40 protein-coding genes are annotated in these 23962 nt (G+C 54.1%); all 40 read left to right on the forward strand.

Annotation, left to right across the window (positions count from 1 at the left end; genetic code table 11):
• Positions 1 to 5 precede the first annotated feature (5 nt).
• Complete coding sequence (locus D1841_RS08915; RefSeq protein ID WP_160643298.1) at positions 6 to 446, forward strand: hypothetical protein; 441 nt, start codon at positions 6 to 8, stop codon at positions 444 to 446.
• Positions 431 to 1039: a cell wall hydrolase gene (locus tag D1841_RS08920; protein ID WP_160643300.1), complete on the forward strand. Its 609-nt coding sequence runs from the start codon at positions 431 to 433 to the stop codon at positions 1037 to 1039. Before D1841_RS08915 ends, D1841_RS08920 begins: the two co-directional genes overlap by 16 nt.
• Positions 1040 to 1060: 21 nt before the next feature.
• The gene (locus tag D1841_RS08925) at positions 1061 to 1363 is read left to right on the forward strand and encodes a hypothetical protein (protein WP_160643301.1); all 303 of its coding nucleotides are present in this window, start codon (positions 1061 to 1063) and stop codon (positions 1361 to 1363) included.
• Positions 1364 to 1374: 11 nt separating this feature from the next.
• On the forward strand, positions 1375 to 1572 hold the full coding sequence (locus D1841_RS08930) for a hypothetical protein (RefSeq protein ID WP_160643303.1): 198 nt from the start codon (positions 1375 to 1377) through the stop codon (positions 1570 to 1572).
• Positions 1569 to 2243 carry a hypothetical protein gene (locus D1841_RS08935; protein WP_161879964.1) on the forward strand — a complete coding sequence of 225 codons (675 nt, stop codon included), beginning with the start codon at positions 1569 to 1571 and terminating at the stop codon, positions 2241 to 2243. The genes D1841_RS08930 and D1841_RS08935 overlap by 4 nt, the downstream gene beginning before the upstream one ends.
• The gene (locus D1841_RS08940; RefSeq protein ID WP_160643310.1) at positions 2236 to 2517 is read left to right on the forward strand and encodes a hypothetical protein; all 282 of its coding nucleotides are present in this window, start codon (positions 2236 to 2238) and stop codon (positions 2515 to 2517) included. Before D1841_RS08935 ends, D1841_RS08940 begins: the two co-directional genes overlap by 8 nt.
• On the forward strand, positions 2514 to 2990 hold the full coding sequence (locus tag D1841_RS08945; protein WP_161879965.1) for a DNA N-6-adenine-methyltransferase: 477 nt from the start codon (positions 2514 to 2516) through the stop codon (positions 2988 to 2990). Before D1841_RS08940 ends, D1841_RS08945 begins: the two co-directional genes overlap by 4 nt.
• A complete protein-coding gene (locus D1841_RS08950) occupies positions 2962 to 3168 on the forward strand; it encodes a hypothetical protein (protein ID WP_160644981.1) in 207 nt (68 codons plus the stop codon). Before D1841_RS08945 ends, D1841_RS08950 begins: the two co-directional genes overlap by 29 nt.
• A 93-nt stretch (positions 3169 to 3261) precedes the next feature.
• The gene (locus tag D1841_RS08955; protein WP_160644983.1) at positions 3262 to 3438 is read left to right on the forward strand and encodes a hypothetical protein; all 177 of its coding nucleotides are present in this window, start codon (positions 3262 to 3264) and stop codon (positions 3436 to 3438) included.
• A 17-nt stretch (positions 3439 to 3455) separates the two neighbouring features.
• Entirely contained in the window at positions 3456 to 3761 is a 306-nt protein-coding gene (locus D1841_RS08960; protein WP_161879967.1) for a hypothetical protein, read from the forward strand.
• Entirely contained in the window at positions 3758 to 4153 is a 396-nt protein-coding gene (locus tag D1841_RS08965; protein ID WP_160644747.1) for a hypothetical protein, read from the forward strand. Before D1841_RS08960 ends, D1841_RS08965 begins: the two co-directional genes overlap by 4 nt.
• Positions 4140 to 4364, forward strand: a complete 225-nt coding sequence (locus D1841_RS08970) for a hypothetical protein (RefSeq protein WP_160644749.1) — start codon at positions 4140 to 4142, stop codon at positions 4362 to 4364. Before D1841_RS08965 ends, D1841_RS08970 begins: the two co-directional genes overlap by 14 nt.
• Positions 4361 to 4549 carry a Lar family restriction alleviation protein gene (locus D1841_RS08975; RefSeq protein ID WP_160644751.1) on the forward strand — a complete coding sequence of 63 codons (189 nt, stop codon included), beginning with the start codon at positions 4361 to 4363 and terminating at the stop codon, positions 4547 to 4549. The genes D1841_RS08970 and D1841_RS08975 overlap by 4 nt, the downstream gene beginning before the upstream one ends.
• A gap of 16 nt (positions 4550 to 4565) precedes the next feature.
• Positions 4566 to 5408 (forward strand): mucin-5AC, encoded by an 843-nt coding sequence (locus tag D1841_RS08980; RefSeq protein ID WP_161879968.1) that lies wholly within the window; start codon positions 4566 to 4568, stop codon positions 5406 to 5408.
• 78 nt (positions 5409 to 5486) lie between these two features.
• Positions 5487 to 5636 carry a hypothetical protein gene (locus D1841_RS08985; RefSeq protein ID WP_160644753.1) on the forward strand — a complete coding sequence of 50 codons (150 nt, stop codon included), beginning with the start codon at positions 5487 to 5489 and terminating at the stop codon, positions 5634 to 5636.
• A complete protein-coding gene (locus D1841_RS08990) occupies positions 5617 to 6021 on the forward strand; it encodes a hypothetical protein (RefSeq protein WP_161879969.1) in 405 nt (134 codons plus the stop codon). The genes D1841_RS08985 and D1841_RS08990 overlap by 20 nt, the downstream gene beginning before the upstream one ends.
• Positions 6022 to 6183: 162 nt before the next feature.
• Entirely contained in the window at positions 6184 to 6345 is a 162-nt protein-coding gene (locus tag D1841_RS08995) for a hypothetical protein (protein ID WP_160644757.1), read from the forward strand.
• A gap of 167 nt (positions 6346 to 6512) precedes the next feature.
• A complete protein-coding gene (locus tag D1841_RS09000; RefSeq protein WP_161879970.1) occupies positions 6513 to 7394 on the forward strand; it encodes a hypothetical protein in 882 nt (293 codons plus the stop codon).
• A 1-nt stretch (position 7395) separates the two neighbouring features.
• On the forward strand, positions 7396 to 7680 hold the full coding sequence (locus tag D1841_RS09005) for a hypothetical protein (protein WP_161879971.1): 285 nt from the start codon (positions 7396 to 7398) through the stop codon (positions 7678 to 7680).
• The gene (locus D1841_RS09010; RefSeq protein ID WP_161879972.1) at positions 7677 to 7958 is read left to right on the forward strand and encodes a hypothetical protein; all 282 of its coding nucleotides are present in this window, start codon (positions 7677 to 7679) and stop codon (positions 7956 to 7958) included. Before D1841_RS09005 ends, D1841_RS09010 begins: the two co-directional genes overlap by 4 nt.
• Positions 7945 to 8346 carry a VRR-NUC domain-containing protein gene (locus D1841_RS09015; protein WP_161879973.1) on the forward strand — a complete coding sequence of 134 codons (402 nt, stop codon included), beginning with the start codon at positions 7945 to 7947 and terminating at the stop codon, positions 8344 to 8346. Before D1841_RS09010 ends, D1841_RS09015 begins: the two co-directional genes overlap by 14 nt.
• Positions 8343 to 8633, forward strand: coding sequence for a hypothetical protein (locus D1841_RS09020; protein WP_161879974.1), 291 nt, complete (start codon positions 8343 to 8345; stop codon positions 8631 to 8633). The genes D1841_RS09015 and D1841_RS09020 overlap by 4 nt, the downstream gene beginning before the upstream one ends.
• A gap of 2 nt (positions 8634 to 8635) precedes the next feature.
• Entirely contained in the window at positions 8636 to 8857 is a 222-nt protein-coding gene (locus D1841_RS09025; RefSeq protein ID WP_160644093.1) for a hypothetical protein, read from the forward strand.
• A 22-nt stretch (positions 8858 to 8879) separates the two neighbouring features.
• A complete protein-coding gene (locus D1841_RS09030) occupies positions 8880 to 9509 on the forward strand; it encodes a hypothetical protein (protein ID WP_160644095.1) in 630 nt (209 codons plus the stop codon).
• A 170-nt stretch (positions 9510 to 9679) separates the two neighbouring features.
• Positions 9680 to 9997 (forward strand): HNH endonuclease signature motif containing protein, encoded by a 318-nt coding sequence (locus tag D1841_RS09035; RefSeq protein WP_160644097.1) that lies wholly within the window; start codon positions 9680 to 9682, stop codon positions 9995 to 9997.
• Positions 9998 to 10107: 110 nt separating this feature from the next.
• A complete protein-coding gene (locus D1841_RS09040) occupies positions 10108 to 10461 on the forward strand; it encodes a hypothetical protein (RefSeq protein WP_160644099.1) in 354 nt (117 codons plus the stop codon).
• Between the two features lie 204 nt (positions 10462 to 10665).
• Positions 10666 to 12114 (forward strand): terminase large subunit domain-containing protein, encoded by a 1449-nt coding sequence (locus D1841_RS09045; RefSeq protein WP_347563974.1) that lies wholly within the window; start codon positions 10666 to 10668, stop codon positions 12112 to 12114.
• Between the two features lie 8 nt (positions 12115 to 12122).
• Positions 12123 to 13358, forward strand: a complete 1236-nt coding sequence (locus D1841_RS09050) for a phage portal protein (RefSeq protein WP_160644103.1) — start codon at positions 12123 to 12125, stop codon at positions 13356 to 13358.
• On the forward strand, positions 13309 to 13896 hold the full coding sequence (locus D1841_RS09055; protein ID WP_201751331.1) for an HK97 family phage prohead protease: 588 nt from the start codon (positions 13309 to 13311) through the stop codon (positions 13894 to 13896). Before D1841_RS09050 ends, D1841_RS09055 begins: the two co-directional genes overlap by 50 nt.
• Before the next feature lie 4 nt (positions 13897 to 13900).
• Complete coding sequence (locus D1841_RS09060; RefSeq protein ID WP_160644107.1) at positions 13901 to 15127, forward strand: phage major capsid protein; 1227 nt, start codon at positions 13901 to 13903, stop codon at positions 15125 to 15127.
• A 24-nt stretch (positions 15128 to 15151) separates the two neighbouring features.
• Complete coding sequence (locus D1841_RS09065; protein ID WP_160644109.1) at positions 15152 to 15451, forward strand: head-tail connector protein; 300 nt, start codon at positions 15152 to 15154, stop codon at positions 15449 to 15451.
• The gene (locus D1841_RS09070; RefSeq protein ID WP_201751329.1) at positions 15438 to 15824 is read left to right on the forward strand and encodes a hypothetical protein; all 387 of its coding nucleotides are present in this window, start codon (positions 15438 to 15440) and stop codon (positions 15822 to 15824) included. Before D1841_RS09065 ends, D1841_RS09070 begins: the two co-directional genes overlap by 14 nt.
• Positions 15811 to 16230, forward strand: a complete 420-nt coding sequence (locus D1841_RS09075) for an HK97-gp10 family putative phage morphogenesis protein (protein ID WP_160644111.1) — start codon at positions 15811 to 15813, stop codon at positions 16228 to 16230. The genes D1841_RS09070 and D1841_RS09075 overlap by 14 nt, the downstream gene beginning before the upstream one ends.
• Entirely contained in the window at positions 16227 to 16571 is a 345-nt protein-coding gene (locus D1841_RS09080) for a hypothetical protein (RefSeq protein WP_161879975.1), read from the forward strand. The genes D1841_RS09075 and D1841_RS09080 overlap by 4 nt, the downstream gene beginning before the upstream one ends.
• 5 nt (positions 16572 to 16576) lie before the next feature.
• The gene (locus D1841_RS09085) at positions 16577 to 17137 is read left to right on the forward strand and encodes a major tail protein (RefSeq protein WP_166554248.1); all 561 of its coding nucleotides are present in this window, start codon (positions 16577 to 16579) and stop codon (positions 17135 to 17137) included.
• A gap of 55 nt (positions 17138 to 17192) precedes the next feature.
• Entirely contained in the window at positions 17193 to 17579 is a 387-nt protein-coding gene (locus D1841_RS09090) for a hypothetical protein (RefSeq protein WP_166554249.1), read from the forward strand.
• Between the two features lie 329 nt (positions 17580 to 17908).
• The gene (locus D1841_RS09095) at positions 17909 to 18334 is read left to right on the forward strand and encodes a hypothetical protein (RefSeq protein ID WP_160579562.1); all 426 of its coding nucleotides are present in this window, start codon (positions 17909 to 17911) and stop codon (positions 18332 to 18334) included.
• 91 nt (positions 18335 to 18425) lie between these two features.
• On the forward strand, positions 18426 to 22952 hold the full coding sequence (locus D1841_RS09100) for a phage tail tape measure protein (RefSeq protein ID WP_160644119.1): 4527 nt from the start codon (positions 18426 to 18428) through the stop codon (positions 22950 to 22952).
• A complete protein-coding gene (locus tag D1841_RS09105; RefSeq protein ID WP_160644121.1) occupies positions 22952 to 23824 on the forward strand; it encodes a phage tail family protein in 873 nt (290 codons plus the stop codon). The genes D1841_RS09100 and D1841_RS09105 overlap by 1 nt, the downstream gene beginning before the upstream one ends.
• Positions 23825 to 23854: 30 nt before the next feature.
• The coding region (locus D1841_RS19800; protein WP_207709222.1) for a hypothetical protein at positions 23855 to 23962 on the forward strand (108 nt) is incomplete at its 3' end.

Genomic DNA, 23962 nt, shown 5'->3' on the forward strand with positions numbered 1-23962 from the left:
AAACTATGGCAAGGAAACAGAAGACAACCGCCGAAGTGCAAGCGGCGATTTTCAAGCGGGAACACCGCAAAAGCCCGTTGCGCGGCGGCGTGAAGCTGACCTTGAAGAAGGCGCGGGAATTGGCCTTGCGGGAATTCGGCACGGCGAAGGGCCTTCAACGGGAAGAAGACGCGTTGCCGGACTACTACATAATGCAGTTTGGCAATATGCGCGTGCGGATCGCGCCGGACACAAACGGCGGGACGGGGTGCATTCTGATAGAAGTATCTTTGAACGGCTGCGGGCGCGCCTTCCAGCTTCACGATCCGGAAACCCTGCAACAAGACTTCGAGGCCGAAGAAAACCGCTTGCGGAAGGATCGGCGGGAAGCCCTGCAAGACTGGATCGGCACGAACGGGCCGGACGTGTGCCACGCGGAGGTTGAAAAGATATGGAACAGGCCGTAAAGCGGCGGGCGCGCCGCAACCGCCCTTCCCTTCCCCTTGCGTTGCTGGCGGCGGGGGTGGTGCTTTCCATCTTCGGAGTTGTGGCCGCGTCCAGAGGGCCGCAGGCCGCCGCCCCGCCGCTTCCGGAATTCACCGTTTCCACCGCCGCGCCGTTAATAACGCACACGCCTTCGGCGGCTGAAACGCCCGCGCCCTATGTGCCGGACGAAGCAGAAGTTGAAATGCTGGCGCGGGTTCTATGGGGCGAAGCCCGCGGCGTGCCTTCGGACATGGAAAAAGCGGCGGTTGTGTGGTGCGTGCTGAACCGCGTTGACGCGGCGCGCTGGCCGGACACGGTGGCCGGGGTGGTAACAGAGCCTTCACAATTCGCGGGGTATTCGCCGGACTATCCGGCCACGGAAGAGTTGAAGGCCATTGCCGCGGACGTTCTGACACGATGGGAGCGGGAGCGGCGGGAGGGCGGCGACGTGGGCCGCGTGCTTCCCGCGGAATACTTCTTCTTCACAGGCGACGGGGAACGAAACTATTTCCGCACGGAATTCATGGGCGGCACGGTTTGGGACTGGACGTTGCAAACCCCATATAGCAGTTGACAGAAAGGAGCTATTCAAACTATGGAAAAACAGGACAAGCAGGGCGGCGGCTGGGCCTTCCCCGCCCCGCTGGAAATTATCAAGTGCAAGGAAGGCAACCGGGAGTACATGAAGGAACGACGGAACCGGAAGGGCGGGCGGCTTATGCTGGTATGTGAATATCCGCTTTCGGCGGCTGACAGCTTCGGCGGCGAAGACGCGCGCATGATCTGGCGGCTGGCGAAGAAGGCCGCACGGGACTTCTTGCGGGTATCGTGGATCACAACCGCCGTTGTGCGTGCTTTCCCGAAGGAAAACGCCGTGCGCGTCTTCGGGAAGTATTAGGGGGTGCGCGTATGTGTGATTTTTGCCGAAAATTTGATTTTGGCGCGGCAAAGTGTGAAGTGGACAAGTACGGCGCGCGCATTGCAAACGCCGGGGGTTCTTACCGCTTCCCGCCGCATGAACAGTTCAATTACTGCCCGCATTGCGGCGCGCCGCGGGCGGCGGTGCAGATGGAGCGGGGGCCGCAGGAAGGAGGCGGCGACGCATGAAGATCAAGAGCATTGCCGCGATCTGCAAGAAAGGGAAACAGGTTGTTTTATACAACCGTTACGAAAGCGGCGGGACGTTGCAACAGTACATAGGCGACGGAATGACCGCATATCCCGTTTCCGGCCTTCCGGAGCTGGACGAAGAAAGCATTTTGACAATCTTTGACGTGCCGGAAAAACAGCGCGAAGATTGGTTTGTGCGGGTGATGGACGCGCCGGAAGGGATCAACTTTGAAGACACGGACGCAAACGAAAAGATGATTGAGCGGGACAACCTTTCAATCATTTTCAGCGGCCATACATTGAAGCCGTTGCAGACGCGGCGGGGGCTGGTATTCATTCAAAGCCGCTATTTGTCGCCCGTGTCGGACGTGCTGGACGTGTTGGAGCTATACGAACGCTTCACGCCGAACGGGACACCGTACATTGTGGCAAAGGCGGGCTTCCTGCTTCAAGCGGTGATTATGCCCTATGACGTTATCAACGCGGGATTTGTGGAACGCCTGCAACGGCTGGCACGTGATTGCGCTTTTGCACTTGATCTTCGGCGGCAGGAAGAGGAACGGGCCGCCGCCCGCGAAGCGGCAGGCGATCCGGCGCAATGCGCCTTCGACGTGGACACGTCCACAGGGGAAGTGCTGGAAGAAAGCGAGGCGGGCGAAGATGGTTAAAACGCATAGTGCTTCGCGGTTCGTCCTGCTTTCGCTGGAAGGCATACGGGACACTTCGGAAGTGATATTGCAGGCGCAGGACACCGGAAGCAATTTTGAAGGTGGAAAGCGTGCCTATCTTTGCGAGGTTGTGCGCCCGCTTGATTACAGCCGGACAGACACCGCGGACAAGCTGGCGGCAGAGTTGATGAAGGTAAATGAGGAAAACCGCGCCTTGCGGCGGCGGTTGGATCGCCTGAACAAAGAGTTGAAGAAAGCGAGGGCGGGCGCATGAACAAGGCTTTGTTGTCTTCAAAAAATATGTGTTGGTGTACGCCGCAAGACTTCTTCGACAAGCTGAACGAAGAATTTTCCTTCACGCTGGACGCGGCGGCCACGGACAAGACGGCGAAATGCCCGCAATATTTCACGCCGGAAACGGACGGGCTTAAATCCTCTTGGAAGGTTGCGGGGGGTACAGTATTTTGCAATCCCCCGTATGGGCGGGAAATCGGCAAATGGGTTCGGAAGGCATACGAAGAGGCGCAGGCCGGAACGCCGATCGTACTTCTTATTCCGGCGCGGACGGACACCTCATATTTTCACGAATTCATATACCACAAAGCGGAAGTGCGCTTTATCCGCGGGCGGCTTCGCTTCACCGACGAAGACGGCAACGCCGCCGATCCCGCGCCCTTCCCTTCTATGCTGGTAATTTACAATGGGGAGGCGGTGCGAAATGAGCGAAGAGAAAAAGCCGCCGTTTAACTGCCTGCTTGGGATTGATCCGGACGCTTCGCAGAAGTGCAAGCCTTCGGAATACCCGGAATGCGGATGGAACAAGCCCGTTGCAGACCGCCGCCGCGCTTACCAGAGGGAACACGGCTTGACGCTTTGCGCGGATGGGTTGCGGCGGCTGGTAATACGAAAGGCGGTGAAAAAATGAAATTCAAGGTTTGCCCGTGGTGCGGAAGTCACCTTGACTATGGCGAAAGGTGCGATTGCACCGACAAGACCGGACAGGAAGGAGGCGCGCAGAATGCTAAAGCGGATCAGGCCGGAAAGCGGAAGCCCCGCCTTCTGGATCAGAAAGCGGGGTAAAACGTTCATAGCATACATGACGTTCATAAACGCCGTTTTGGGTATTGCTTCCCCTTCCCTTATGTGTGGGTATGCCGGGGAGCTGAAACAGGCGTATGAAGAAGGCAAGATTTGAAAGGAGGAAAGCGGGTTATGAGCGAACAGGAACGGCAAGCCGTTTTAGAAGCGGCTTTGCAGAAGTGGGGCGAAGCGGCGCAAACCGATATGTGCATTGAAGAAATGTCGGAGCTTACAAAAGCCTTGTTGAAGGTGCGCCGCCTTCACGTGTCCATGATCGGGAGCGAAGAACACCGGAACCGCATTGAAGCGGTGCGCGAAGAGATAGCGGACGTTCAAATAATGCTGGATCAAATGCGCATTCTGTACGGTGATCCGGTCGAAGCCGAAAACGGAAAGTTGGAACGCCTGCAAAAGCGGTTGAAAGGCGGCGGGGTATGAAGGACAAATTGACCGCGGAAGCGGCGGGGCGGCTTCAATCCCCATTCGGCAATGATCCCTTCGCGCTGGTTGCGCAAGCCTTCGGCAATCTGTTTCCGGATCGGGAATACAGCGCGTACATAATGCCGGAAGTGACAGACGAAAACGGGAACAGCGCGTGCGGGGTGACAACCTTTCCGGAAGACGGTTCGCCGCCCGTGGTGGAGGTATCGGGGGAAATCCCCATTGCGGCGGGGGTGGAAGTGCTGGCGCATGAGCTGGCCCACGTCGCCACGCCGGAAGACCACACGCACGGCGACGCATGGCGGGCCGCCTTTGATCGGATTTTTGAGGAATACAACCGGATCGCGCAAGAGCTTTTCGGGGAGGCGTTCACAAATGACGAAGAGTGAAGCAAAGGCCGCCTTCCTTGCACAAGAGCCGATCATATACGGCGGGATAACGTATCTTCATATTTCCGGCTTGATTTATCGGTTGCAGGGAGGCAAGACGGTTCTAAAACTGGAATTAGAAGACAAGTGCTTGCACAGCGTAACGATTGCCGATCCGGAGCGGGTAACGCTGGCGGGAAATGCGCACTTGCAGGAAGGGGGCGAAGAGTGAACGAGCGGGACAAGCCGGACATACCGGAATTGAAGCCTTGCCGCTATTGCGGCGGGCGGGCTGAAATCGTAAAAGAGCGGTTTACCTACTTTGAGCCGCGCCCGCTGATTTTGTGCCACGAATGCGGGCTTACCACAAGGGAGTTTGAAACGGTGGAAGAAGCCGTTGCATATTGGAATAACTGAAAGGAGCTATTCAGACATGGAAAAAACATTGAAAACCGGAGAGATCGGCAAGCTGGCCGCGGAAAGCCGCTTCACCTATGGCGGCTTGGAATGGGTGGTGCTGGCGCATAACCCGCAGAAGAAGGCCGTGCTTGTGCTGGCCGCGGACGTATTGAAGACGGAAAGCGGCGAAACGCGGTATATGCCCTTCGACGAAGAGAACAAGAACGATTTTGCCGCGTCTTCCGTCCGGGCGTTCCTGAACGGGGACTTTCTGGAAGAGCTGGCCGCCGCAGGCGCGGACAAGGAAGCCTTCTTGCCGCTTGCCCTTGATCTTACGTCCGATGATGGATTGAAGGACTACGGCATTGACAAGGTAACGATCGGAATTTATACGGATCAGATTTACCGCGAATTCCGCAACATCATTCCCCCCGCGTCGGATTGGCATTGGACGGCAACGCCGTTTTCCACCGCCCGCAATGGTTACGAACATTTAGTGCGCAATGTCTATTCTTCGGGCGCGCTGGGCCGCAACATCGCGTACTTCGGCAACAGGGGCGTGCGCCCGCTTTGCGTCCTGAAATCTGATATTTTGGTATCTTTCAACGAAGACGAAGTGAAGGAGCGCACGCCGTCATTCGGGGAAATGATTGCAAAGGCAATCGCGCAGGGAGTTCAAGAGGCGTTTTCCGACGCTGGCGAGATCGGCGGCGAAGAGCCGGAAGAGGCCGCCCCCGCAGAAGAGCCGCAGGCCGCCACGGATCAGCCGGACGGCGAAGGTGAAGCAAGCGCGCTTTATGCCCGCTTCGCCGCCCTGAAACGGGCAGGCTTCACAGAGGCGCAGGCATTGGAGCTTGTTTCCGGAAAGGGAAAGTAACAGAAGGCTATGGGACAGGGTGGCGGCCACGCGCCGCCGCCCGCCCTACATTATATAAAGGAAAGGACGGGTTCATAAATGACAGCGTTTGATTTTATGGTTGCCGCCTTCTATTCCCTTGTGGGGGTTGTGTGCCTTTCGGTGGCGGTGGTGATCGTGTACGGCGTGGCCGTGGGCATTCGTAACGGATTGAAAGGCGGTGGAAAAGATGGGCGAAACCGGAAATAGCACCTTCGACGAAGAATTGCTTGCGCAGTGCGCTTATGCTTTGGGGTACGATCTGGCGCGCGCTTTGGCCGTTATGGGTGACGCGTTCGCCCGCGGGCTGGCTGGCGGCTTCGCAGACATGGCCGCCCCCGCAGGCGGCGTGGAGCTGGTACACAGTGAAGAGGACGAAGAACCGGAGTTGAAGACGGAAATTCGGGATTGCCGCGCGTGCTGGTGCGACGCGTGCGCGAAGCTGGAAGACTGCCAACAGCGCAGGGACGGCGCGAAGCCGGACGGCATACGCCCCTTTCCCTGCATTGGCTGTTTGAACGGTATGCGGTTCAAGCCGCGGGAAGAAGCACCATGCAAAGAATACGAAGAGGCCGCAGGCTATAACAACGGATAAAAGAAGAAGGCGGCTTGCGTTGCCTGCAAGCCGCCTTTCCCCCTTCGCGTCGCCGCGAAGAAGAGCTATTCAAACTAAAGATAGTATACCACCGCGGCGGCAAAATGTCAACTATGCGCCTGAAACACGGCGTATTTACGGGCTTGTAATGGGTATTAAGAAATGGACGGTAACAGAGGGAACGCGCTTGCGTTCAAGCTGATAGCGTTTGATTTGATTTTAATTCCCCGTCGCCTGCTTTTGGATAATCACGAAGGCGGCGCGTTGTCAAGGGTGCGAAGCACGGCGAAGCCGCTTGCCCTTGATGGCGTGTTGCCGGAGTGATAAAAGCAGGATCGGCGGCGGGGGATAAAATCAAACAATGCGCGGGGCTGGTTTGGCAGATCAGGAAGCCCGCCCGCAGGCGCATTTTAATTCCTTAGAGCCTGCTTCCCCCTTTAGGGGGACGGGAGGGGGTAAAAGACCTAACGGCAAGCAGGGAGGGAACGGGAATGCCTTACAGCAGTTCAAAATATGAATTCCTTTTTGACCGTTCGGAGGAAATCACAGAAAGCGCATTTGAGCGGTTGAAGCATAGCAATGTTTTCCGATACCGCGCCCGCACGATCAAGGCCGGGGACATTCTTGAAGTTGAGATTTTCCCCATTTGGAACACGCAAAACGAAGTTCGGAAGGCGAAGAAGGCGGCCACGAAGGAAGCACAGCAAAATTTGAATGACCGGAACGCGAAAAAGAAGTTGATCCGGAAAATCAATGCGAATTTCACGGGCGAAGACCTTTGCATAACGCTTACATACAAGGCCGGGTTCGTGCCGGACGAAGAACAGGCGCGCCGCGATATTCGCAACTATCTTCGGAGGGTGCGGCAATGGCGCAGGAAGAACGGCCTTCCGGAATTGAAGTATGTGTATGTGATCGAGTACGGCGGCGGGGACGGCAGGCGCAAGCGGGTTCACCATCACGTCATAATGTCCGGCATGGATCGGGACGTTGCCGAAGCCTTGTGGCAGGGCCGGGGCTGGGCAAATACCCGCCGTCTGCAACCGGACGATTACGGCCTTGAAGCCCTTGCCCGCTATATGACGAAGGAGCCGAACGGCGGCAAACGCTGGGCGGCAAGCAAAAACCTTGTTGATCCGAAAATAACGGAAGCCGATACAAAGATCAGCAAACGGAAGGTTGAACAGATGGCGGCAGACTTTGAGGCCGCGCCCGCGGCGATCTTCGGGAAGCTGTTTCCGGATTATGCTTTCAACGATTGCGAAGTGAAGTATTCGGCATACGTGGCCGGGGCCTACATCTACGCGAGAATGTGCCGCCGTCCAGAGCCGCCAAAGAAGGACAAAAAGCAAAAAAAGAAACGGAGGAATTAGCATGGCACGCTTTTTCATGGGTGGGAAGGTTTACGACACGGAGAAGGCCGAAGAGGTAGCACGCTTTCGGCGTTCCTTTCCGTCTTCGCTTATTCAAGGGATTTACTTCCGGAAGGATATGACGCTTTACAGAACGGAACGCGGGAATTGGTTTTCTGTTAGCAAAGAAGACTATGGAGAACAGGCCGGACACCTTGAAACGGAAGAGAGCGTAAAGCGGATTTTTGAGGCAACGAACAACATTGAAGCATTTGAACGGTTCTTCGGGGAGGTTGAAAAAGCATGATTGAAAATCCGCAGATCGGCGGGCAATGCTGGATTATAACGGACATTTGGGAAACGCTATGCGCCGTTCCCGTGGAGATCGTGGCCGTGGAGCCGGACGGCGGCGGGATCGTGTGCCGCTGGCATATCACGGAAGAGTATTCGGAGGATTACGACGGCTTGAAGCCGGAAGACCTCTTTTCCACGGAAGCGGCGGCGCGGGCGGCGATACGCGAAGGGCGCGGCGGCGTTGAACCGTGGGTGAAATGGAAGGGCGGTGAAGACCATGCGCGCAAATAACGCCCCTTCCCTTCCTGTTCCAACAGAGAGCGCGGAACAGCAATGCCTTTTCCGCTGGGCCGTCTTTCAAAGCGGGCGTTTTCCGGAATTGGCCTTGCTTTACCACGTGCCGAACGGCGGGAGCCGGAAGAAGGCAGAGGCCGGACGCTTCCGCGCCGAAGGGGTGAAGGCGGGCGTGCCGGATTTGTGCTTACCCGTCGCCCGCGGCGGCTTTCATGGGCTTTACATAGAACTAAAGCGGCAGAAGGGCAGTAAAACAAGCGGCGATCAAAAGCGGTGGCTGTCGGAGCTGAAAAAGCAGGGCTATTTTACGGCCTTGTGCAAGGGCTGGGAGGCCGCCGCAAAGGTTATCACGGACTATTTGAGCATGGGAGGGAAGCAGGCTTGAAAAGAAAGCGGTTTGTAAAGCTGGCTATGTCTTACGGGGTACAGCGAAATGAAGCGGAACGGTTGGCGAAGCTGGTTTGCGTCTTGGGTTCGTATGAAGCCGTTTTTGCGCATTATCGCCATTATCTGGAAGGCAAGCGCGCAATTGCGGTGTTCCAGAGAATTTATAAATCTGTCTTGCGCGCGGTTCGCCCTATGGTGAAGACCCTACAGGAATTATTTTGCGGCATAGATTGGGCGACGGCGGCAGAAGACGAAGACGGCGAAAGCGGCGGGAAGGAGTTTTGACAATGGCAAAAATATCTATGCGGGTGATCCTGAAAAGCGGCGTTGAGTTTACGACGAAGTGCGATAAATTCACGCTGACAAGAAACGGGCTGGATCAGGTGACGGGCTACAACATTAGCGGGATCACAGAAAACAAGCCCGTTTATCTGGACTTTGAACAGGTGGCGGCGATCGTCCGCGTGCTTTCGGACGAAGGCGGCGAAGAGGCCGCCGAAACGGAATAATAACGGAAAGAGGGTGCAGGACATGGGAAGGAAACAAGCGGGCATAATCACGGACGAAGTGCGGGAGCTGATAAACGAAGTTGCGCGGGCAACGGCTTCTATGGCCTATATTGACGGCATGGGCGGCAACGTCAATTACTTCCGCGCAATGGAAAGTCTGCTTTTCAACTACAAGAAGTTGCAAACGCTGGTTGCCGATTATGAAGGCTATACGCGCGTGGAGCTTCAGGGGAAAAGCAAAAGCATAGGGAGCTTTTCACCTTCGAGCGGGGGCAACACACACCGGACGGAAGATGATATTTTGGAAGAGTTGGAGCGGGACAAGGTGAAGGCATACCACAGGACGCGGGCGCGGCTTGAAGAGATAGACCGCGTTATATCGCTGTTTGCAGATCGGAAGGAATTTCACGTTGTCCGGCTGTACTACTTCGGGGAGGACGCACAGGGGGAGCCGCGCCCCGCAGACGCGCCGCCGTACACGTGGGACGATATAGCGGAAGAGCTGGGGGGCATGGGCCTTGTGCGGGACGCGAAGAGCGCGCGCCGCTGGCGCAACAAGATAGTAAACGACATGGCCGTGTGTATGTTCGGCAAGCCCGCGGCGGTGGCCGCTGGCACGTTCAGGAAGGAGCGGGCAAGCGGCAGGGAGTAAAACAGGGCCGAAAAATGCCCGTTTCGCGCCCGTTTCATGCCCTTGCATTGCCCGTCTATATGTGCTATAATTATTACGCTGATTTATTGCGAATGAAACAGCACACTTCAAAAGCCTTCACGGGTTCGCCCGTGGGGGCTTTTTCTTTTGCCTGAAAGGAGGCGGCAGGCGTGAAGCCGTGGGCAGAAAGGTTCTACAATTCGGACGCATGGCGCGCGTGCCGCGAAGGGTTCTTGCAATCAAAGGGCTATCTTTGCGAACGATGTTCAACGCCCGACAATCCGATCGTGGCGAAGATCGCACACCACAAGAAATATTTAACGCGGCAGAATATCGACGATCCGCGGGTTGCGCTTTCGTGGGATAACTTGGAGGCCCTTTGTCAAGATTGCCACAACAAGGAACACCACAGAAGCGGCAGGCCGAAGCGGTACACCTTCGACGCGAACGGCAATCTTGTATATCCCCCCCATTCGCCGCAGAATTAGGGAGGGTGGAACACCGAGGGCGGGAGAATAAAAAAACTCCGCAGGCGCGCGCATAACGGGTGTACGCGGTGGGGGGTGTAGTGGAGGACGGAAGAAAGGGGGCGTTTTTTATGGCGGCAAAGAAGGACTTGACGAAGGATCAGCGGATCAAGCGGGAGATCGCGCGGCTTAAAAGGGTTTTCCGTGACTTGGATAAAAACAAGTTGCAGACCGTGGAAAGCCTGATAAAAAACGCCGCGTTTATGGCCGTTTCGCTGGAAGAGCTACAAGAAATTATCAACGCCGAAGGCTACACCGTCGAATACCAGAACGGCGAAAATCAGAAGGGGACGAAGCAGAGCGACGCAGTAAAAACCCATATTGCAATGACGAAAAATCATGCTTCGATCATAAAACAGCTAACCGATCTTGTGCCGCCTGAAAAGAAAAAGGAAAGCCGTTTGCAGGCGTTACGGGACGAATAAATGCCGTTTGCAAACTACATTTACGAATATTTTTCGGGCATTCAGACGGGAAAATATACGGTTGGCAAGTGGGTTCGGCTGATTTATGAAATTGTCATTGCAGGGCTTGAACGAGGGGAATATTTCTTCAACGCGAAGAAGGCAAACAAGGCAATTCGCTTCATAGAGAATTTTTGTCACCATTGCGAAGGCCGGGACGATCTTTTGAAGCTGGAAGTGTGGCAAAAGGCTTGTGTTTCCGTGATCTTCGGGATCGTGGACGCGGACGGCTTGCGCGTGTTCCGCGAAGTCTTCATTGTCATAGGCCGGAAGAACGGCAAGACGCTTTTTGCTTCGGCGGTGATCGCGTACATGGCCTATTTAGACGGCGAATATGGAGCGAAAATATATTGCCTTGCGCCGAAGCTGGAACAAGCAAACATTGTCTATGATAACTTCTTTCAGATGATAAAAAAGGAACCGGAGCTTTCGGAGCTATCCAAAAAGCGGCGTTCCGATATTTACATTGAAGAGGCAAACACGGTTATAAAGCCGCTGGCCTTCAACGCGAAGAAATCAGACGGCTTTAACCCGCATTTGGTTGTCAATGACGAAGTGGCAAGCTGGCGCGGCGACGGCGGGTTGAAGCAATACGAAGTTATGAAATCCGCGCTTGGCGCGCGGCGGCAACCGTTGATCCTGTCAATCAGCACGGCGGGATATGAAAACGACGGGATTTTTGATGAATTGATGAAGCGATCCACGGCCTTCTTGAAGGGCAACAGCAAGGAACGCCGCCTTTTGCCGTTCCTATACATGATCGACGATGTGGAACGCTGGAACGATATTGAAGAGCTGAAAAAGGCAAACCCGAATATGGGCGTTTCCGTGTCGGAAGACTTCTTCCGCGAGGAAATAGCGGTTGCGGAAATGTCCGCAAGCAAAAAGGCCGAATTCCTGACGAAGTATTGCAACATCAAGCAGAATTCTTCTATTGCATGGCTTGACGCGCACGTTGTAGAAGGTTCGGCGGCAGAAATCACGCTTGCAGACTTCCGGAAAACCTATGCCGTGGGTGGCATTGACCTTTCGCAAACAACGGACTTGACGGCGGCAACGGTGATCGTGGAGCGGGGCGGGAAGCTGTATGCGTTTACACAGTTCTTCATGCCCGCAAACCGCGTCGAGCGGGCAACGGCAATCGACGGCGTGCCGTATGCCCTTTTTGTGCAGAAGGGTATTATAACGCTTTCCGGCGAAAATTACGTTGACTATAAGGACGTGTATAATTGGTTCGTCATGCTGAAAGAAAAATACGAAATATACGTGCTTAAAGTGGGCTATGACCGATACAGCGCGCAATACCTTGTTGACGATATGCGCGCCTATGGCTTCCACATGGACGATGTTTTTCAGGGTGAAAACCTTGCGGGCGTGATCCGCGAATTTGAAGGGATTTTGCTTGATGGCAATTTCAAGATCGCGGATAACAGCTTGCTAAAGGCGCATTTCCTGAATGTGGCCTTAAAGCACAACATGGAAACGCGGAAATTCCGTCCGGTTAAAATCGAACAGCGGGCGCGCATTGACGGCTTTGTGTCGGTGATCGACGCAATGACCGTCCGGCAGAAATACTATAACGAAATCGGCATAATGCTAAAAAATGCGGGGTGATTTGTCAAATGGGAGTGTTTGAAACTATTTTCCGGAGGCCGAAAAGCGATCTTGTGCCAACAGGCTATTTCAAAATGCTGAACGGGTACACGCCCGTTTTCACGAACGCGCCGGAAAGCGTCTACGAAATGGAGATCACGCGGGCGGCTATTCATTCGTTCGCGTCCTTTTGCAGTAAATTGAAGCCGGAAATATCGGGGAGCGCGAAGAAGCACCTTGAACGCACGTTGCAGTTTAAGCCTAACCCGTTTCAGGACACAACGAAGTTTATTTACCGCGTGGCGACGATCCTTGCGGTGAACAACACCGCCTTCATTGTGCCAATAGAAGACGAATTCGGCGGCCTTGTGGGGTATTATCCCCTATTGCCGCAGAATTGCGAAGTGTTAGACGTGGGCGGCGTGCCGTACTTGCGCTATACGTTTTCAAACGGACAGCGGGCGGCGATCGAGTTTGACCGCGTGGGCGTGCTGACGCAATTTCAATATTCCGATGATTTTTTTGGAGAAACGAACGCGGCCTTGCGCCCCACAATGCAGTTGATCCACACACAAAATCAGGGGATCATAAACGGCGTGAAGAATTCGGCTTCTATTCGCTTTCTGGCGAAAATTGCGAATATGCTTGCGCCGGAAGACATAGCGAAGGAGCGCAAACGCTTCACCGAAGACAACCTTTCCGCGGACAATCAAAGCGGCATGATTATCTACGATCAGAAATTTGCAGACGTGAAACAGGTTGATAGCAAGCCCTTCACGGTGAACGCCCTTCAAATGCAACAGATCAACGAAAACGTGTTTAACTACTTCGGGACTTGTCTTGAAATCCTGCAAAACAGGTATACCGAAGACCAATGGAACGCGTACTATGAAGGCAAAATTGAGCCGTTCGCCCTGCAACTTTCCCTTGTCATGTCGAATATGACCTTTACGCCGCGGGAGATTGCCCATGGCAACGCAATCACGTTCACGGCGAACAGGCTTCAATACGCAAGCAATCAAACGAAGCTGAATATTTCCACACAGCTTTTTGACCGCGGGTTGCTGAACCGAAACGGCGTTATGGACATTTGGAACATGGCGCACGTAGAGGGCGGCGAAAAATACTATATCCGCAAAGAGTACACAGAAATTTCACAGCTTGGAAAGGAGGGAGCCACAAGTGCCGATAGTGAAGGATCGGGAATACCGACAGATGGCGTTACCGCTGGCGACGGCGGCGACGGGGACGGCGAAGAGGTTTGACACGGATTTTTACGTTGAAGGCTTTGCCACAACCTTTGACACGCCGTATTTGCTGTATGAATACGACGGGGTGCAATATTTTGAAGTGGTAGACCGGAACGCCCTTGCGGGCGCGGATTTGTCCGACGTGATTATGCAGTACGATCACGCGGGCATGGTGTACGCACGAAACAAGATGGCAAAAAGCAAGCCGCCTTCCCTGCTGGTTGAACCGCAGGAAAGCGGCCTTTTTATTGCCGCAAATTTGGGCCTTACCGAAGAGGCCCGGAAACTTTACAGCACGATCGACGCGGGGTTGATTTATAAAATGTCGTGGGCGTTCAGGGTTGCGGAAGACGCATACAACAAAGACACGCACACGCGAACAATCTTGCGGATCAAGAAGGTTTACGACGTTTCCGCGGTATCTTATCCCGCAAACGTCGATACCGATATTGCCGCGCGTTCCTACTTCGACGGAGTGATCGAAGCAGAGAGGCGGGAGGCGTTAGCGCGGCAGGCACAGCTATTGAAACTAAAAATTTTATTGGAGGTATGACAACATGAGATTGCAGGAAATCGAAGCCCGCCTTGCGGCGATCAAGAAGGAGATCGAAGAGAGGGGCGCGGAGCTGACCGCGGAGCAGTTGGCCGCGTTCACGAAGGAGGTTGACGATCTAAAAACCGAGAGGGCGGGCCTGCTGGCCGCCGCCGAACAGCGTTCTTCCCTTCTGGCTTCCATTGCGGAAGGCACAAGCGGCGGCGCGGTGGTTCGTTCCTTCCCTTCCCCCGCCGCCCCTGCTGGCGGTGAACAGCGCGGGGAAGCTGACCCGCTGGACAGTATGGAATACCGCCGCGCGTTCATGGACTACGCTTTGCGCGGCACGCCCATTCCGGCAGAGTTCCGCGCAAACGCCGTTTCTACAACCGCGGACAACGGCGCGGTAATCCCCACAACGATCTTGAACAAGATCATTGAGAAAATGGAAGCCGTGGGCATGATCCTTCCGCTGGTGACGCGCACGGCCTACAAGGGCGGCGTTTCTATCCCGACTTCCAGCGCGAAGCCTGTTGCGACGTGGGTTGCAGAGGGCGCGGGGAGCGACAAGCAGAAGAAGGCCACGGGAAGCATTACCTTTGCTTACCACAAGTTGCGGTGCGCCGTGGCCGTGTCGCTGGAAGTGGACGTTATGGCCTTGTCCGCGTTTGAAGCGACGCTTACCAATAACGTTGTGGAGGCTATGACGAAGGCCACGGAACAGGCCATTGTTTCCGGCGATGGGAGCGGGAAGCCGAAGGGCATTCTTTCCGAAACCGCCCCCGAAGGGCAGGCGTTGACTTCCAGCGCGCCCGCGTATGCTGACCTTGTGGCCGCCGAAGGCGCGTTGCCGCAGGCATACGAAAACGGCGCGGTGTGGTGCATGAGCAAAAAAACCTTCATGCAGTACGCGGGCATGGTGGACGAAGTGGGACAGCCGATCGGCAAGACCAACTACGGGATCGCGGGCAGGCCGGAAAGAATGCTGTTGGGCCGCCCCGTGGTGTGTTGCGATTATGTGCCGTCCTTCACTTCCGGCATGGACGCGGGAACCGTGTTCGCGTTCCTCTTCAACTTCAAGGACTACGTGTTGAACACCAACTACACTATGACCGTGAAGAAGTATGAGGATAACGAAACCGACGATCAGGTAACAAAGGCGATTATGCTTGTTGACGGCAAGGTTGTTGACAAGAATTCCCTTGTTACCATTGCGTCCGGCGCGGCTTCTGGCGGCGGTGGTGGGCAGTAATGACGCGGAAGGGGTGAACGGGCAATGCTGGACAAGGTGAAGGCCGCCTTGCGTGTGAAAACAACCGCCTTCGACGATGAAGTGCAAGGGCTGATTGACGCTTGCAAGGCCGATTTGCGCCTTGTCGGTGTGAACGTTCCAGAGGATCAGCCGCCCGCCGAAGGTGAACCGCCTTCGGCGGGTGATCCTCTTATCACGCGGGCGATTATCCTATACGCAAAGGCAAACTTCGGGTATAGCGACGATAGCGAGAAATACCGCGCCGCCTATGATTACTTGAAGTGTTCTTTGAGTTTAGCGGGGGGTTATCATGCGGTGGATTGATGAAATTACCTTGATCAACCTGGAAGCCCCCGAAGAGCGGGTGAACGCAAACGGCTTCCCGAATGAACCGAAGGAAACGCGCACGGTGCTTTTCGGCAACAAGAAATCCGTGGGCTTTTCGGAGTTCTACAAAGCCGCGGTTGCGGGTTACGCCGCGGAATTGAAGGTTGACGTATACACGGAAGAGTACGGCGGGCAAAAGCTGGCCGAAGTGGACGGCGTGCGATACCGGATATTGCGGACATACCGCGATCCGAAGAACACGGACATAACGGAATTGACGCTTTCCGATCTTCCGGAAGTGCAGGAAGACCAGGGCGAAGAGCCGGACGGCGGCGAACAGGAAGGAGGCGGGGACGGTGGCGCGGTTTGAAGTAAACGGCATTGAAGGCTTCGAGGATAAAATCTTGAAGCGGGAGGCCGCGGCAACGGCGGCAGTTCCCGCTATGCTGAAAGCTGGCGCGGCGGTGCTGGTAGACGCACAGCAAGCGGAAATCCGCAGCACCTTTCACAGCGGCAGAGTAACAGGCGATCTTGCAAGCTCTATCAAAGCAACGTCCGTCAAGAAGAAGGACAGCACGCAATACGTGGAGGTATACCCGCAGGGGACAAACCGCCGCGGGGAGCGTAACGCCACGGTGGGATTTGTCCACCAATACGGGCGATCCAATATGCCCGCGCGTCCGTGGTTCACAAGCGCGAATGAGAAGGCCGCGGGAGAGGTACAAGAGGCAATGCGGCAGGAATGGGACAAACAGCAAGGAGGCGGGGCCGAATGATTGACACCGTGGACGCGCTGGTAAAATCCACGCTTGCCGCCCTTTGCCCGAATGTGGCGCGCCTGCTATACCGCGGGAAGGCTGGCACGTTCTTCACGTATCAGCTTGTTTTATCGCAGGACAGGGACGCGGCAGAAGACGAAATGCAGGGGACGGAATATATTTACCGCGTTGACCTTTATTCAAAGCGGGATTATATAGCCTTGTTGCGCCGGACAAAGCGGGCATTGAAGGCCGCGGGCTTCTATGGGATCGTGATTGATCCGGAAACCTACGAAACGGACACAGGTTTTTACCACGTTCCCATTGAATGCAGATACTACGAAAAAACGGAGGTATAAAAACTATGGCAACTATTGGTTTGCGCGATCTTTACCGTGCGCCGATCACGGTTGACGAAAGCGGCAAGGAAACATACGGAACGCCCGTGCGCATGGCGAAGGCTATTAGCGCGGAAATGTCCGTAGAGGTAGCCGAAGCGATCCTTTACGCCGACGATGGCGCGGACGAAGTGGTAAAGGAGTTTGTTTCCGGCGAATTGAAGTTGAACGTGAACGACCTTATGCCCGCCGATCTTGCCGCCCTGCTGGGGCAGACGCAGGACGCGGACGGCGTGGTATACGCCGGGGAGGAAGACGATCCCCCGTATATGGCTATCGGCTTCCGCGCGAAGAAGGCAAATGGAATGTATAAGTTCATTTGGCTTTACAAGGTGAAATTCGCTATTCCGTCCGAGAAGTACCAGACCAAAGCGGACGGGATCGAATTTGTCACGCCGGAGATCACGGGGCAGTTTATCAAACGCCCGGATGGGCGGTGGAAGGCTGAACACGTGGCCGTTCCCACGGAAGCGGCGGCGGCAAGCTGGTTCAGCGCGGTTCGGGAGCCGAAAGAAGACGCGGCCTAAAATCTGAAAAGGAGGAACGGGGAAGCCCCTTCGTGGGGGCTTCCCCTATTTTGTTATGAGCGCGATTAAAGACGGGCGTTTGCCGATCGTCCTTGACAAAGAACGGCATTTGCTTTTTTCCCTGAATGTCCTTGACGAAATGCAAGACCGCTTCGGCGGCTTTGACACGCTGGCCGAAGTGCTTTCCGGCAAGGAAAGCATTAAAAATCTTCGGTGGCTTCTTACCCTGCTTCTGAATGAGGGCGCGGGGGACGATGAAGAGCCGTTGACCGAAAAACAGGTAGGCCACATGATCCACACGGGCAACTTCGACGAAGTGCGCACGGCGATTTTCCGCGCCTTCGCTATGGGCAACAGCGGCACGGCAGAGCCGCCCGCCGTGGAAGACGAAGAAGACGAAGACGGCGAAGAGGAAAAAAACGCGGCGGCGGGCAAGGCTTAATTGACCTTGCCCGCCTGCTTTATATCGGGGTTACGCTTCTACGCTGGCCGGAAGCCGACGTTTGGAAAATGACACCGTATAAAATCCTGACGCTGTTTCGCATTCACAAGGAATTCAATCCGGATCGGTTCAAGCAGGAACAGAAAGAAGCAGATATTGACGATGTGTTCATGGGGCTATGAATAGCAGGCGCAAAATCTTTTGTGTTAAAAATCAGTATAGTTCTTTACTTTAACACGCGCTTCGGCTATAATTGTGTTAAAGGCTGGAATTCAGGCGCATTCCGGCCTTGTTGCCAAAGACAAAACACGAAAGGAGCTATTCAAACTATGGACAGATCAAAGCTAATCAAAATTACGTTGCTGGTATGTTCGGCGTGTTGCCTGATTGCGGCAATAAGCCTTTTCGCAGAAGGCGACATTGCTTCCGGCGTTTGCGGCCTTGCGCTTGCCGTGGTGCTGGGAGTTTTCGGGTTTAGAAAAAAGACGGGGATAAAAAACGGAATTTCATATTCTGGCCCCCAAAAAGACTTTACGTCACAAGCCGAAAAGCACGAAACTCCACACAGTCTACCGCACAGTACAGCCGCACAAACTTCTTTTGCAGGAACATATAAAGTATACATTGAAGAGGGCGGCAAGCGTTACCACCGCGATGAAAAATGTTCCGGCATGAAAAATCCTAAATATGTAACTTTGGAATACGCCCTAATGCAAGGCTATACAGAATGCAAAAAATGTTCACGAATTAAATAACAACCGAAGGGCAGAAGCCCCCGCATTAACTGGAAACAGTTGTGCGGGGGTTTTTCTATGCCCATTTTACTGTAAGAAGGAGGGAGCGGCGATGGCAGGCAAGGAAGATGCAATTAGAACAAAAATTGTCGTTGATGGCGAAAAGGAGTATAGGGATGCCTGCAAAGGGATAAATGCTTCCCTTCGGGAAATTGGTTCGGAAATGAAACTCGTTTCTGCTGAATTCGAGGGAAACGAAAAAAGTATTGAGGGTTTGACCGCGAAACAAGGCGTTTTGAATAAGCAGCTTGAAGAACAAAAGAAGGCCGTGGCCGCCGCAGAAGCCGCGTTAGGGAAAATGCAGGGCGCATTGGAGAAAAATGATCCTGCGCTCTTAAAAATGCAAACAAACCTAAATAATGCAAAGGCCGAAATGGTTAGAACCCAAAACGAGTTAAGTAAAACATCGGTACAGCTTGAAGCGGCTAAAAAAACAGGAAATAGTTATTCTGATTCCGTGAACGAAATTGACCGTCATTTGTCCGTGCTTGGAGCGGAATTGAAAACCGCGGCTTCTGAAATGGGGATTACTTCTAACAAAACAGAGGCATTGACAAAAAACGGTAAAATTCTTTCGCAAATTCAGGAGCAACAGGGGAAGAAAATTGAGCAACTAACAAATGCGTATAACCGCGCCGCACATGAAACGGGGGAGTTTTCCGAGGAAACTGTTTCTTTGAAACAACAGCTTGAAGGGGCGCGGCAGGAATTCAACTCGACACAAAAGCAAATAAACGAATTGAATTCAGAGCTTGCAAAAGAAACCGCGCAAGTAAGTGAAGCGGGAAAAGCCTTTACGCAATACCAGATTGCCGCAAAAGAGATTGACGGTACTTTAGGAAATTTGGCCGCCGAACTAAAAATGGTAACGGCGCAATACGCCAACAGCGAAAACAAAATTGACGGGATCACCGCGAAACAAGAGATTTTGAACAAAGCTCTTGCAGAGCAAAAGAAGAAGGTTGAACAGGCAGAAGCCGCCTATAAAACAGTGGTTCAACAGCAAGGGGCAATGTCCGAAGAGGCGCAGACGCTTCAAAGGGCTTTGACCGAAGCCCGCACGGGTATGTACGAAACCGAAAATCAGCTTGACGCGCTGAACCGGGAGCTTGAAGAAGGCACAAAGAACAGCGCGGATTTTAGCGGCGCTTTTTCCGCTATGGGAGCAGGGCTAAAAGCGATCGGCATAAGCGTTGCCGCAATCGGAACGGCTATGGTTGCGGGGATCGGGTATGCCGTGGGCTTCGCTGATGAAGTCAAAAGCGCAATGAACGATTTTGAATCGTCAACAGGAATTGCGGAAGCGGCGGCAAAGGGTTTTGACGAAGCAATGTTGAACATCTACAACAACAACTTTGGGGAAAACATGGAGGACATAGCCGCCGCAATGTCCACGGTGGCGCAGACCGCAAAAGACCTTGATCCGGCGAACATTGAAGCAATGACGCAAAACGCCCTTATGTTGCGTGATACCTTCGGATATGACATACAAGAGCAAATGCGCGCCGTCAATATGCTTATGGATCAATTTGGAATGTCTGGTGAAGACGCGTTTAACCTGATTGCGCAGGGCGCGCAAAACGGCCTTGATAAAAACGGGGACTTGCTGGACAGTATCAACGAATATTCCGTACATTTCAAATCGCTGGGGCTTGACGCGGAAGATATGTTTAACAGCTTCGCAAACGGCGCAAGTGCTGGCACGTTTTCCGTTGACAAGCTGGGCGACGCTGTAAAGGAATTCGGGATCAGGGTTAAAGACGGTTCGGACGGCACAATGCAGGCGTTCGCAGACATTGGAGTAAATGCAGAAGAAACCGCGGCGGCCTTTGCCGCTGGCGGGGATCAGGCGGCAAAAGCGTTTGAAGACGTGACAGCCGCCCTTTTTGCTATGGACGATCCTTTAGCACAGAACACGGCGGGCGTTGCCTTGTTCGGGACAATGTGGGAAGATTTAGGCGTTGAGGGCATGAAGGCTTTAACAAACCTGAACGGCGAAATTAGCACCACAACGGACGCGCTTTCCGCGATAAACGCGGTGAAATATGATGATTTTGGATCGGCAATGTCCGGCTTGGGGCGCGTCCTGAAAACAAATTTTGTTCTTCCCATAGGGCAAGAGGCGTTACCCGCCCTTTCGGATTTTGTCAATGAGCTTTCGGCGGGTGCGGCTTCCGCAAACGGCGATATTTCTAAAATGGCTGACACATTCGGGACAGCCATTGCCGGATTGGTGGAAGACTTTTCGACGATCCTTCCACAGATTACAGAGTTTGCAACCGAAATTGTGTTAGGGCTGGTTGACGGGCTTGTAACAAGCCTTCCGACAATCAGCACAGCGGCGGTAGAAATGATAAACGCGATTGTGCAAGGGCTGATTGGGGCCTTGCCCGCGATTGCAGAAGCCGCAACGCAAATTATCCTTTCTTTGATCGACGGGCTTATAAGCGTTCTTCCCCTTCTTCTGGAAGGGGCGGTGCAGATTGTTCTTGCGCTGGCAAACGGGATCGGGGAAGCGTTGCCGCAGTTGTTACCGAAGATCGTTGAAGTTGTGGTTGCAATGGTGCAAACGCTGGTTGAAAATATCCCTATGTTGATCGACGCGGCATTACAGCTTATAACAGGGCTTGCGCAAGGGATTATAAACGCGGTTCCCGTTTTGGTGGCCGCGCTTCCTTCCCTGATAACGGTGTTGATTGACGGGCTTCTTTCGGCAATCCCGCAGATCATTCAAGCGGGTATTTCCCTTTTCACTTCTCTTGTACAAGCCTTGCCGCAGATTATTGAAACAATCGTTGCGGCGATCCCGCAGATTATAGAGGGGCTTATAACTGCCTTAACTGGCAGTATACCGCAGATTATTCAAGCAGGCATTGAATTATTTGTGTCGCTGATTCAGGCATTGCCGGAAATTATTGCAACGATTGTCGGGGCAATCCCGCAGATTTTGGCCGGACTGCTGACCGCCTTAACAAACAGTATACCGCAGATCATTCAAGCGGGCATTGAATTGTTTGTGTCGCTGATTCAGGCATTGCCGGAAATCATTACAACCGTTGTCGCGGCTATACCGCAAATAATCACTTCGCTTGTAACGGCTTTGGTTGGAAGTATACCGCAGATCGTACAAGCAGGCGTGCAACTGTTCGTTTCGCTGATAAAAAATCTTCCGACAATCATTGTTGAAATCGTGAAGGCCGTGCCGCAGATTGTAACGGGCATTGTGCAGGCATTTTCTAACCTACGCGGGGAGCTTATCAACGCGGGCGGCAATCTGCTTCGCGGGTTGTGGGAAGGTATCAGCGGGGCGGCGGGCTGGTTGTGGCAACAGGTGTCCGGCTGGGCTTCTAACCTTGTATCGAACATAAAGGGGTTTTTTGGCATTCACTCCCCTTCCACCGTATTTGCGGAAATCGGTTCGTATATGGGCGAAGGCGTAGGCGTGGGCTTTGGTGACAGCATGGGCGGCGTTTCTTCTGAAATGACCGCCGCAATGGGTGGCGCGGGGGAAATGACCGCCGCCGAAGCGGTGCGTTCGGTGAACGACGGCATTATATCCAACGTGGCCGCGCTGGAGGGCGCGGTAACGGCCATTGTGCAACAGGTAGTAGCCGGAATGACGGCGCAGGCTGGACAATTCGGGCAAATAGGCGTAGATATGGCCGCCCGCATTTCCGAAGGCATAATAAACGGGCTGGGCAGTATAACGGGCAAGATGGCCGAAGTAATACAATCCGTTATTACGGCCTTCACCGCACAGCACGGAAGGCTGACAACGGAAGGCGTAGAAATGGACAAGGCCATAGCGTCCGGCATGGTGAACGGCATTCCGCAGATCACAGGCAAGGCCGCACAGATCGTTCAATCCATCATTACCGCCTTCACCGCACAGCATGGCAAACTGACAACCGAGGGCGTGAACATGGACAAGGCCATAGCGTCCGGCATGGTGCAGGGCATTCCGCAGATCACGGGCAAGGCCGCGCAGATCATTCAATCTATCATTACCGCCTTCACCGCACAACATAGCAAGCTGACAACCGAAGGCGTGAACATGGACAAGGCCATAGCGTCCGGCATGGTGCAGGGTATACCGGAAATCACGGGCAAAATGTCGCAGATCGTTCAATCCATTGTCACAACCTTAAACGGCTTCACGTCGCAGTTTACGGCGGCGGGGGAAAACATGGTGCGCGGTATTTGGCAGGGCTTTCAAAATATGTCCGGCTGGTTGGAAAGCAACGTGCGTTCTATGATGAGGCGCATTGTCGCCGCCGTGGAAGCGGAAATGCAGATCAATTCCCCGTCAAAGGTATTTGCGGGGATCGGCGCATACATGGCCGAAGGTTTAGGGCAGGGCTTCGCCCGTGAAATGCGGGACGTGGAAAAGACGATCCGCACGGCCACGGCTTCCAGCGTGCCGGAAGTGAAACGGCCTTCCGGCAGAGTGAACCGCAACGAGCGGGGCGGCGGCGTTCAGGTGGTGCAAAACATCTATGCCAATGAAACAAGCTATGCACAGCAACAGCGGGAGGCCGCAAAGCAATTCCGCATGATCGCGCGGGAGGTAATGGCGTAATGGCAAGGAAGATCGAAATACTGACGTATACGAATGAGCGTGGGGAAAGTGTGGCCTTTTCCCACGCTTCCGTTTACCACACGAACAGCGTTAGCGGCCTTTCTGACGTTCGCAACGCAATTTACAGCATAAACAGCATGGGGCAGGACGGCGACACCTATTTAGGCAACCGCATAGAAAGCCGCGAAATTGAGATTGTGGGCAGTATCAGGGAGCGGAACAAGGATCAAATGCGGGAATACCGCCGCAGGCTGAACCGCGTTCTAAACCCGCAGTACGCCGCCACGCTGACATATCAGTACGGCGATTTTGTGCGGGTGATTGATTGCAAGGTTGACAACGCGCCCGTGTTCACGCGCAAGGCCATTTTTCAGGACTTCACAATACAGCTTCTTTGCCTTAATCCGTTTTGGAGGAAGGAGAGCAAGACGCGGGACGATATAGCAACGTGGATCGGCGGGCTGGAATTCCCCGTTGAGATCGTGCCGGGGTGGGAAATTGGGTATAGGCAACCTTCCTTGATCGTGAACGTGTATAACGACGGGGACGTGCAGGCCGGAATACGCGTGGAGTTCCGCGCCCTGGGCATGGTGACAAACCCCGCCCTTTTGAACGTGGACACGCAAGAATTCATCAAGCTAAATTACACGATGGAAGCAGGCGACACGCTGACCGTTTCCACGGGCTACGGGGAAAAAGAAGTAACCTTGAAGCACGGCGGCATTGTAACGGACGCGTTCCGCTATCTGGACGTGGACAGCTCCTATTTACAACTTTCCGTTGGTGACAACCTTTTCAGATATTCCGCGGAAGGAAACCTTGAAAATCTGGAAGTGTCCATATACCACGATGATCTATATTTGGGGGTGTGAGGCGTGGAGCTTTACATATATGACCGAAACATGATCCTTCAAGGGGTGATTGACGAAATTTCTTCCCTTATCTGGACGCGGCGGTATTGGGCGGCAGGGGAATTCAAGTTGCTTGTGCCGTTCACAGATCGGCACGTT

It is taken from the genome of Neglectibacter sp. X4, assembly GCF_009917365.1.
Classification (GTDB): Bacteria; Bacillota; Clostridia; order Oscillospirales; family Acutalibacteraceae; genus Acutalibacter.

Bases quoted from the DNA above. Each gene is read 5' to 3' on its own strand.
- D1841_RS08920 (WP_160643300.1), top strand. From the start codon at position 431: ATGGAACAGGCCGTAAAGCGGCGGGCGCGCCGCAACCGCCCTTCCCTT.
- D1841_RS09060 (WP_160644107.1), top strand. From the start codon at position 13,901: ATGAGATTGCAGGAAATCGAAGCCCGCCTTGCGGCGATCAAGAAGGAG.
- D1841_RS08935 (WP_161879964.1), top strand. From the start codon at position 1,569: ATGAAGATCAAGAGCATTGCCGCGATCTGCAAGAAAGGGAAACAGGTT.
- D1841_RS08995 (WP_160644757.1), top strand. From the start codon at position 6,184: ATGGACGGTAACAGAGGGAACGCGCTTGCGTTCAAGCTGATAGCGTTT.
- D1841_RS09105 (WP_160644121.1), top strand. From the start codon at position 22,952: ATGGCAAGGAAGATCGAAATACTGACGTATACGAATGAGCGTGGGGAA.
- D1841_RS09010 (WP_161879972.1), top strand. From the start codon at position 7,677: ATGATTGAAAATCCGCAGATCGGCGGGCAATGCTGGATTATAACGGAC.
- D1841_RS08930 (WP_160643303.1), top strand. From the start codon at position 1,375: ATGTGTGATTTTTGCCGAAAATTTGATTTTGGCGCGGCAAAGTGTGAA.
- D1841_RS09055 (WP_201751331.1), top strand. From the start codon at position 13,309: ATGGCGTTACCGCTGGCGACGGCGGCGACGGGGACGGCGAAGAGGTTT.
- D1841_RS08970 (WP_160644749.1), top strand. From the start codon at position 4,140: ATGACGAAGAGTGAAGCAAAGGCCGCCTTCCTTGCACAAGAGCCGATC.
- D1841_RS09030 (WP_160644095.1), top strand. From the start codon at position 8,880: ATGGGAAGGAAACAAGCGGGCATAATCACGGACGAAGTGCGGGAGCTG.
- D1841_RS09100 (WP_160644119.1), top strand. From the start codon at position 18,426: ATGGCAGGCAAGGAAGATGCAATTAGAACAAAAATTGTCGTTGATGGC.
- D1841_RS08925 (WP_160643301.1), top strand. From the start codon at position 1,061: ATGGAAAAACAGGACAAGCAGGGCGGCGGCTGGGCCTTCCCCGCCCCG.
- D1841_RS08985 (WP_160644753.1), top strand. From the start codon at position 5,487: ATGACAGCGTTTGATTTTATGGTTGCCGCCTTCTATTCCCTTGTGGGG.
- D1841_RS08915 (WP_160643298.1), top strand. From the start codon at position 6: ATGGCAAGGAAACAGAAGACAACCGCCGAAGTGCAAGCGGCGATTTTC.
- D1841_RS09085 (WP_166554248.1), top strand. From the start codon at position 16,577: ATGGCAACTATTGGTTTGCGCGATCTTTACCGTGCGCCGATCACGGTT.
- D1841_RS09065 (WP_160644109.1), top strand. From the start codon at position 15,152: ATGCTGGACAAGGTGAAGGCCGCCTTGCGTGTGAAAACAACCGCCTTC.
- D1841_RS08940 (WP_160643310.1), top strand. From the start codon at position 2,236: ATGGTTAAAACGCATAGTGCTTCGCGGTTCGTCCTGCTTTCGCTGGAA.
- D1841_RS08980 (WP_161879968.1), top strand. From the start codon at position 4,566: ATGGAAAAAACATTGAAAACCGGAGAGATCGGCAAGCTGGCCGCGGAA.
- D1841_RS09080 (WP_161879975.1), top strand. From the start codon at position 16,227: ATGATTGACACCGTGGACGCGCTGGTAAAATCCACGCTTGCCGCCCTT.
- D1841_RS08950 (WP_160644981.1), top strand. From the start codon at position 2,962: ATGAGCGAAGAGAAAAAGCCGCCGTTTAACTGCCTGCTTGGGATTGAT.
- D1841_RS08955 (WP_160644983.1), top strand. From the start codon at position 3,262: ATGCTAAAGCGGATCAGGCCGGAAAGCGGAAGCCCCGCCTTCTGGATC.
- D1841_RS09090 (WP_166554249.1), top strand. From the start codon at position 17,193: ATGAGCGCGATTAAAGACGGGCGTTTGCCGATCGTCCTTGACAAAGAA.
- D1841_RS08990 (WP_161879969.1), top strand. From the start codon at position 5,617: ATGGGCGAAACCGGAAATAGCACCTTCGACGAAGAATTGCTTGCGCAG.
- D1841_RS09070 (WP_201751329.1), top strand. From the start codon at position 15,438: ATGCGGTGGATTGATGAAATTACCTTGATCAACCTGGAAGCCCCCGAA.
- D1841_RS08960 (WP_161879967.1), top strand. From the start codon at position 3,456: ATGAGCGAACAGGAACGGCAAGCCGTTTTAGAAGCGGCTTTGCAGAAG.
- D1841_RS09000 (WP_161879970.1), top strand. From the start codon at position 6,513: ATGCCTTACAGCAGTTCAAAATATGAATTCCTTTTTGACCGTTCGGAG.
- D1841_RS09040 (WP_160644099.1), top strand. From the start codon at position 10,108: ATGGCGGCAAAGAAGGACTTGACGAAGGATCAGCGGATCAAGCGGGAG.
- D1841_RS09025 (WP_160644093.1), top strand. From the start codon at position 8,636: ATGGCAAAAATATCTATGCGGGTGATCCTGAAAAGCGGCGTTGAGTTT.
- D1841_RS09050 (WP_160644103.1), top strand. From the start codon at position 12,123: ATGGGAGTGTTTGAAACTATTTTCCGGAGGCCGAAAAGCGATCTTGTG.
- D1841_RS09005 (WP_161879971.1), top strand. From the start codon at position 7,396: ATGGCACGCTTTTTCATGGGTGGGAAGGTTTACGACACGGAGAAGGCC.
- D1841_RS08945 (WP_161879965.1), top strand. From the start codon at position 2,514: ATGAACAAGGCTTTGTTGTCTTCAAAAAATATGTGTTGGTGTACGCCG.
- D1841_RS09015 (WP_161879973.1), top strand. From the start codon at position 7,945: ATGCGCGCAAATAACGCCCCTTCCCTTCCTGTTCCAACAGAGAGCGCG.
- D1841_RS08965 (WP_160644747.1), top strand. From the start codon at position 3,758: ATGAAGGACAAATTGACCGCGGAAGCGGCGGGGCGGCTTCAATCCCCA.
- D1841_RS09095 (WP_160579562.1), top strand. From the start codon at position 17,909: ATGGACAGATCAAAGCTAATCAAAATTACGTTGCTGGTATGTTCGGCG.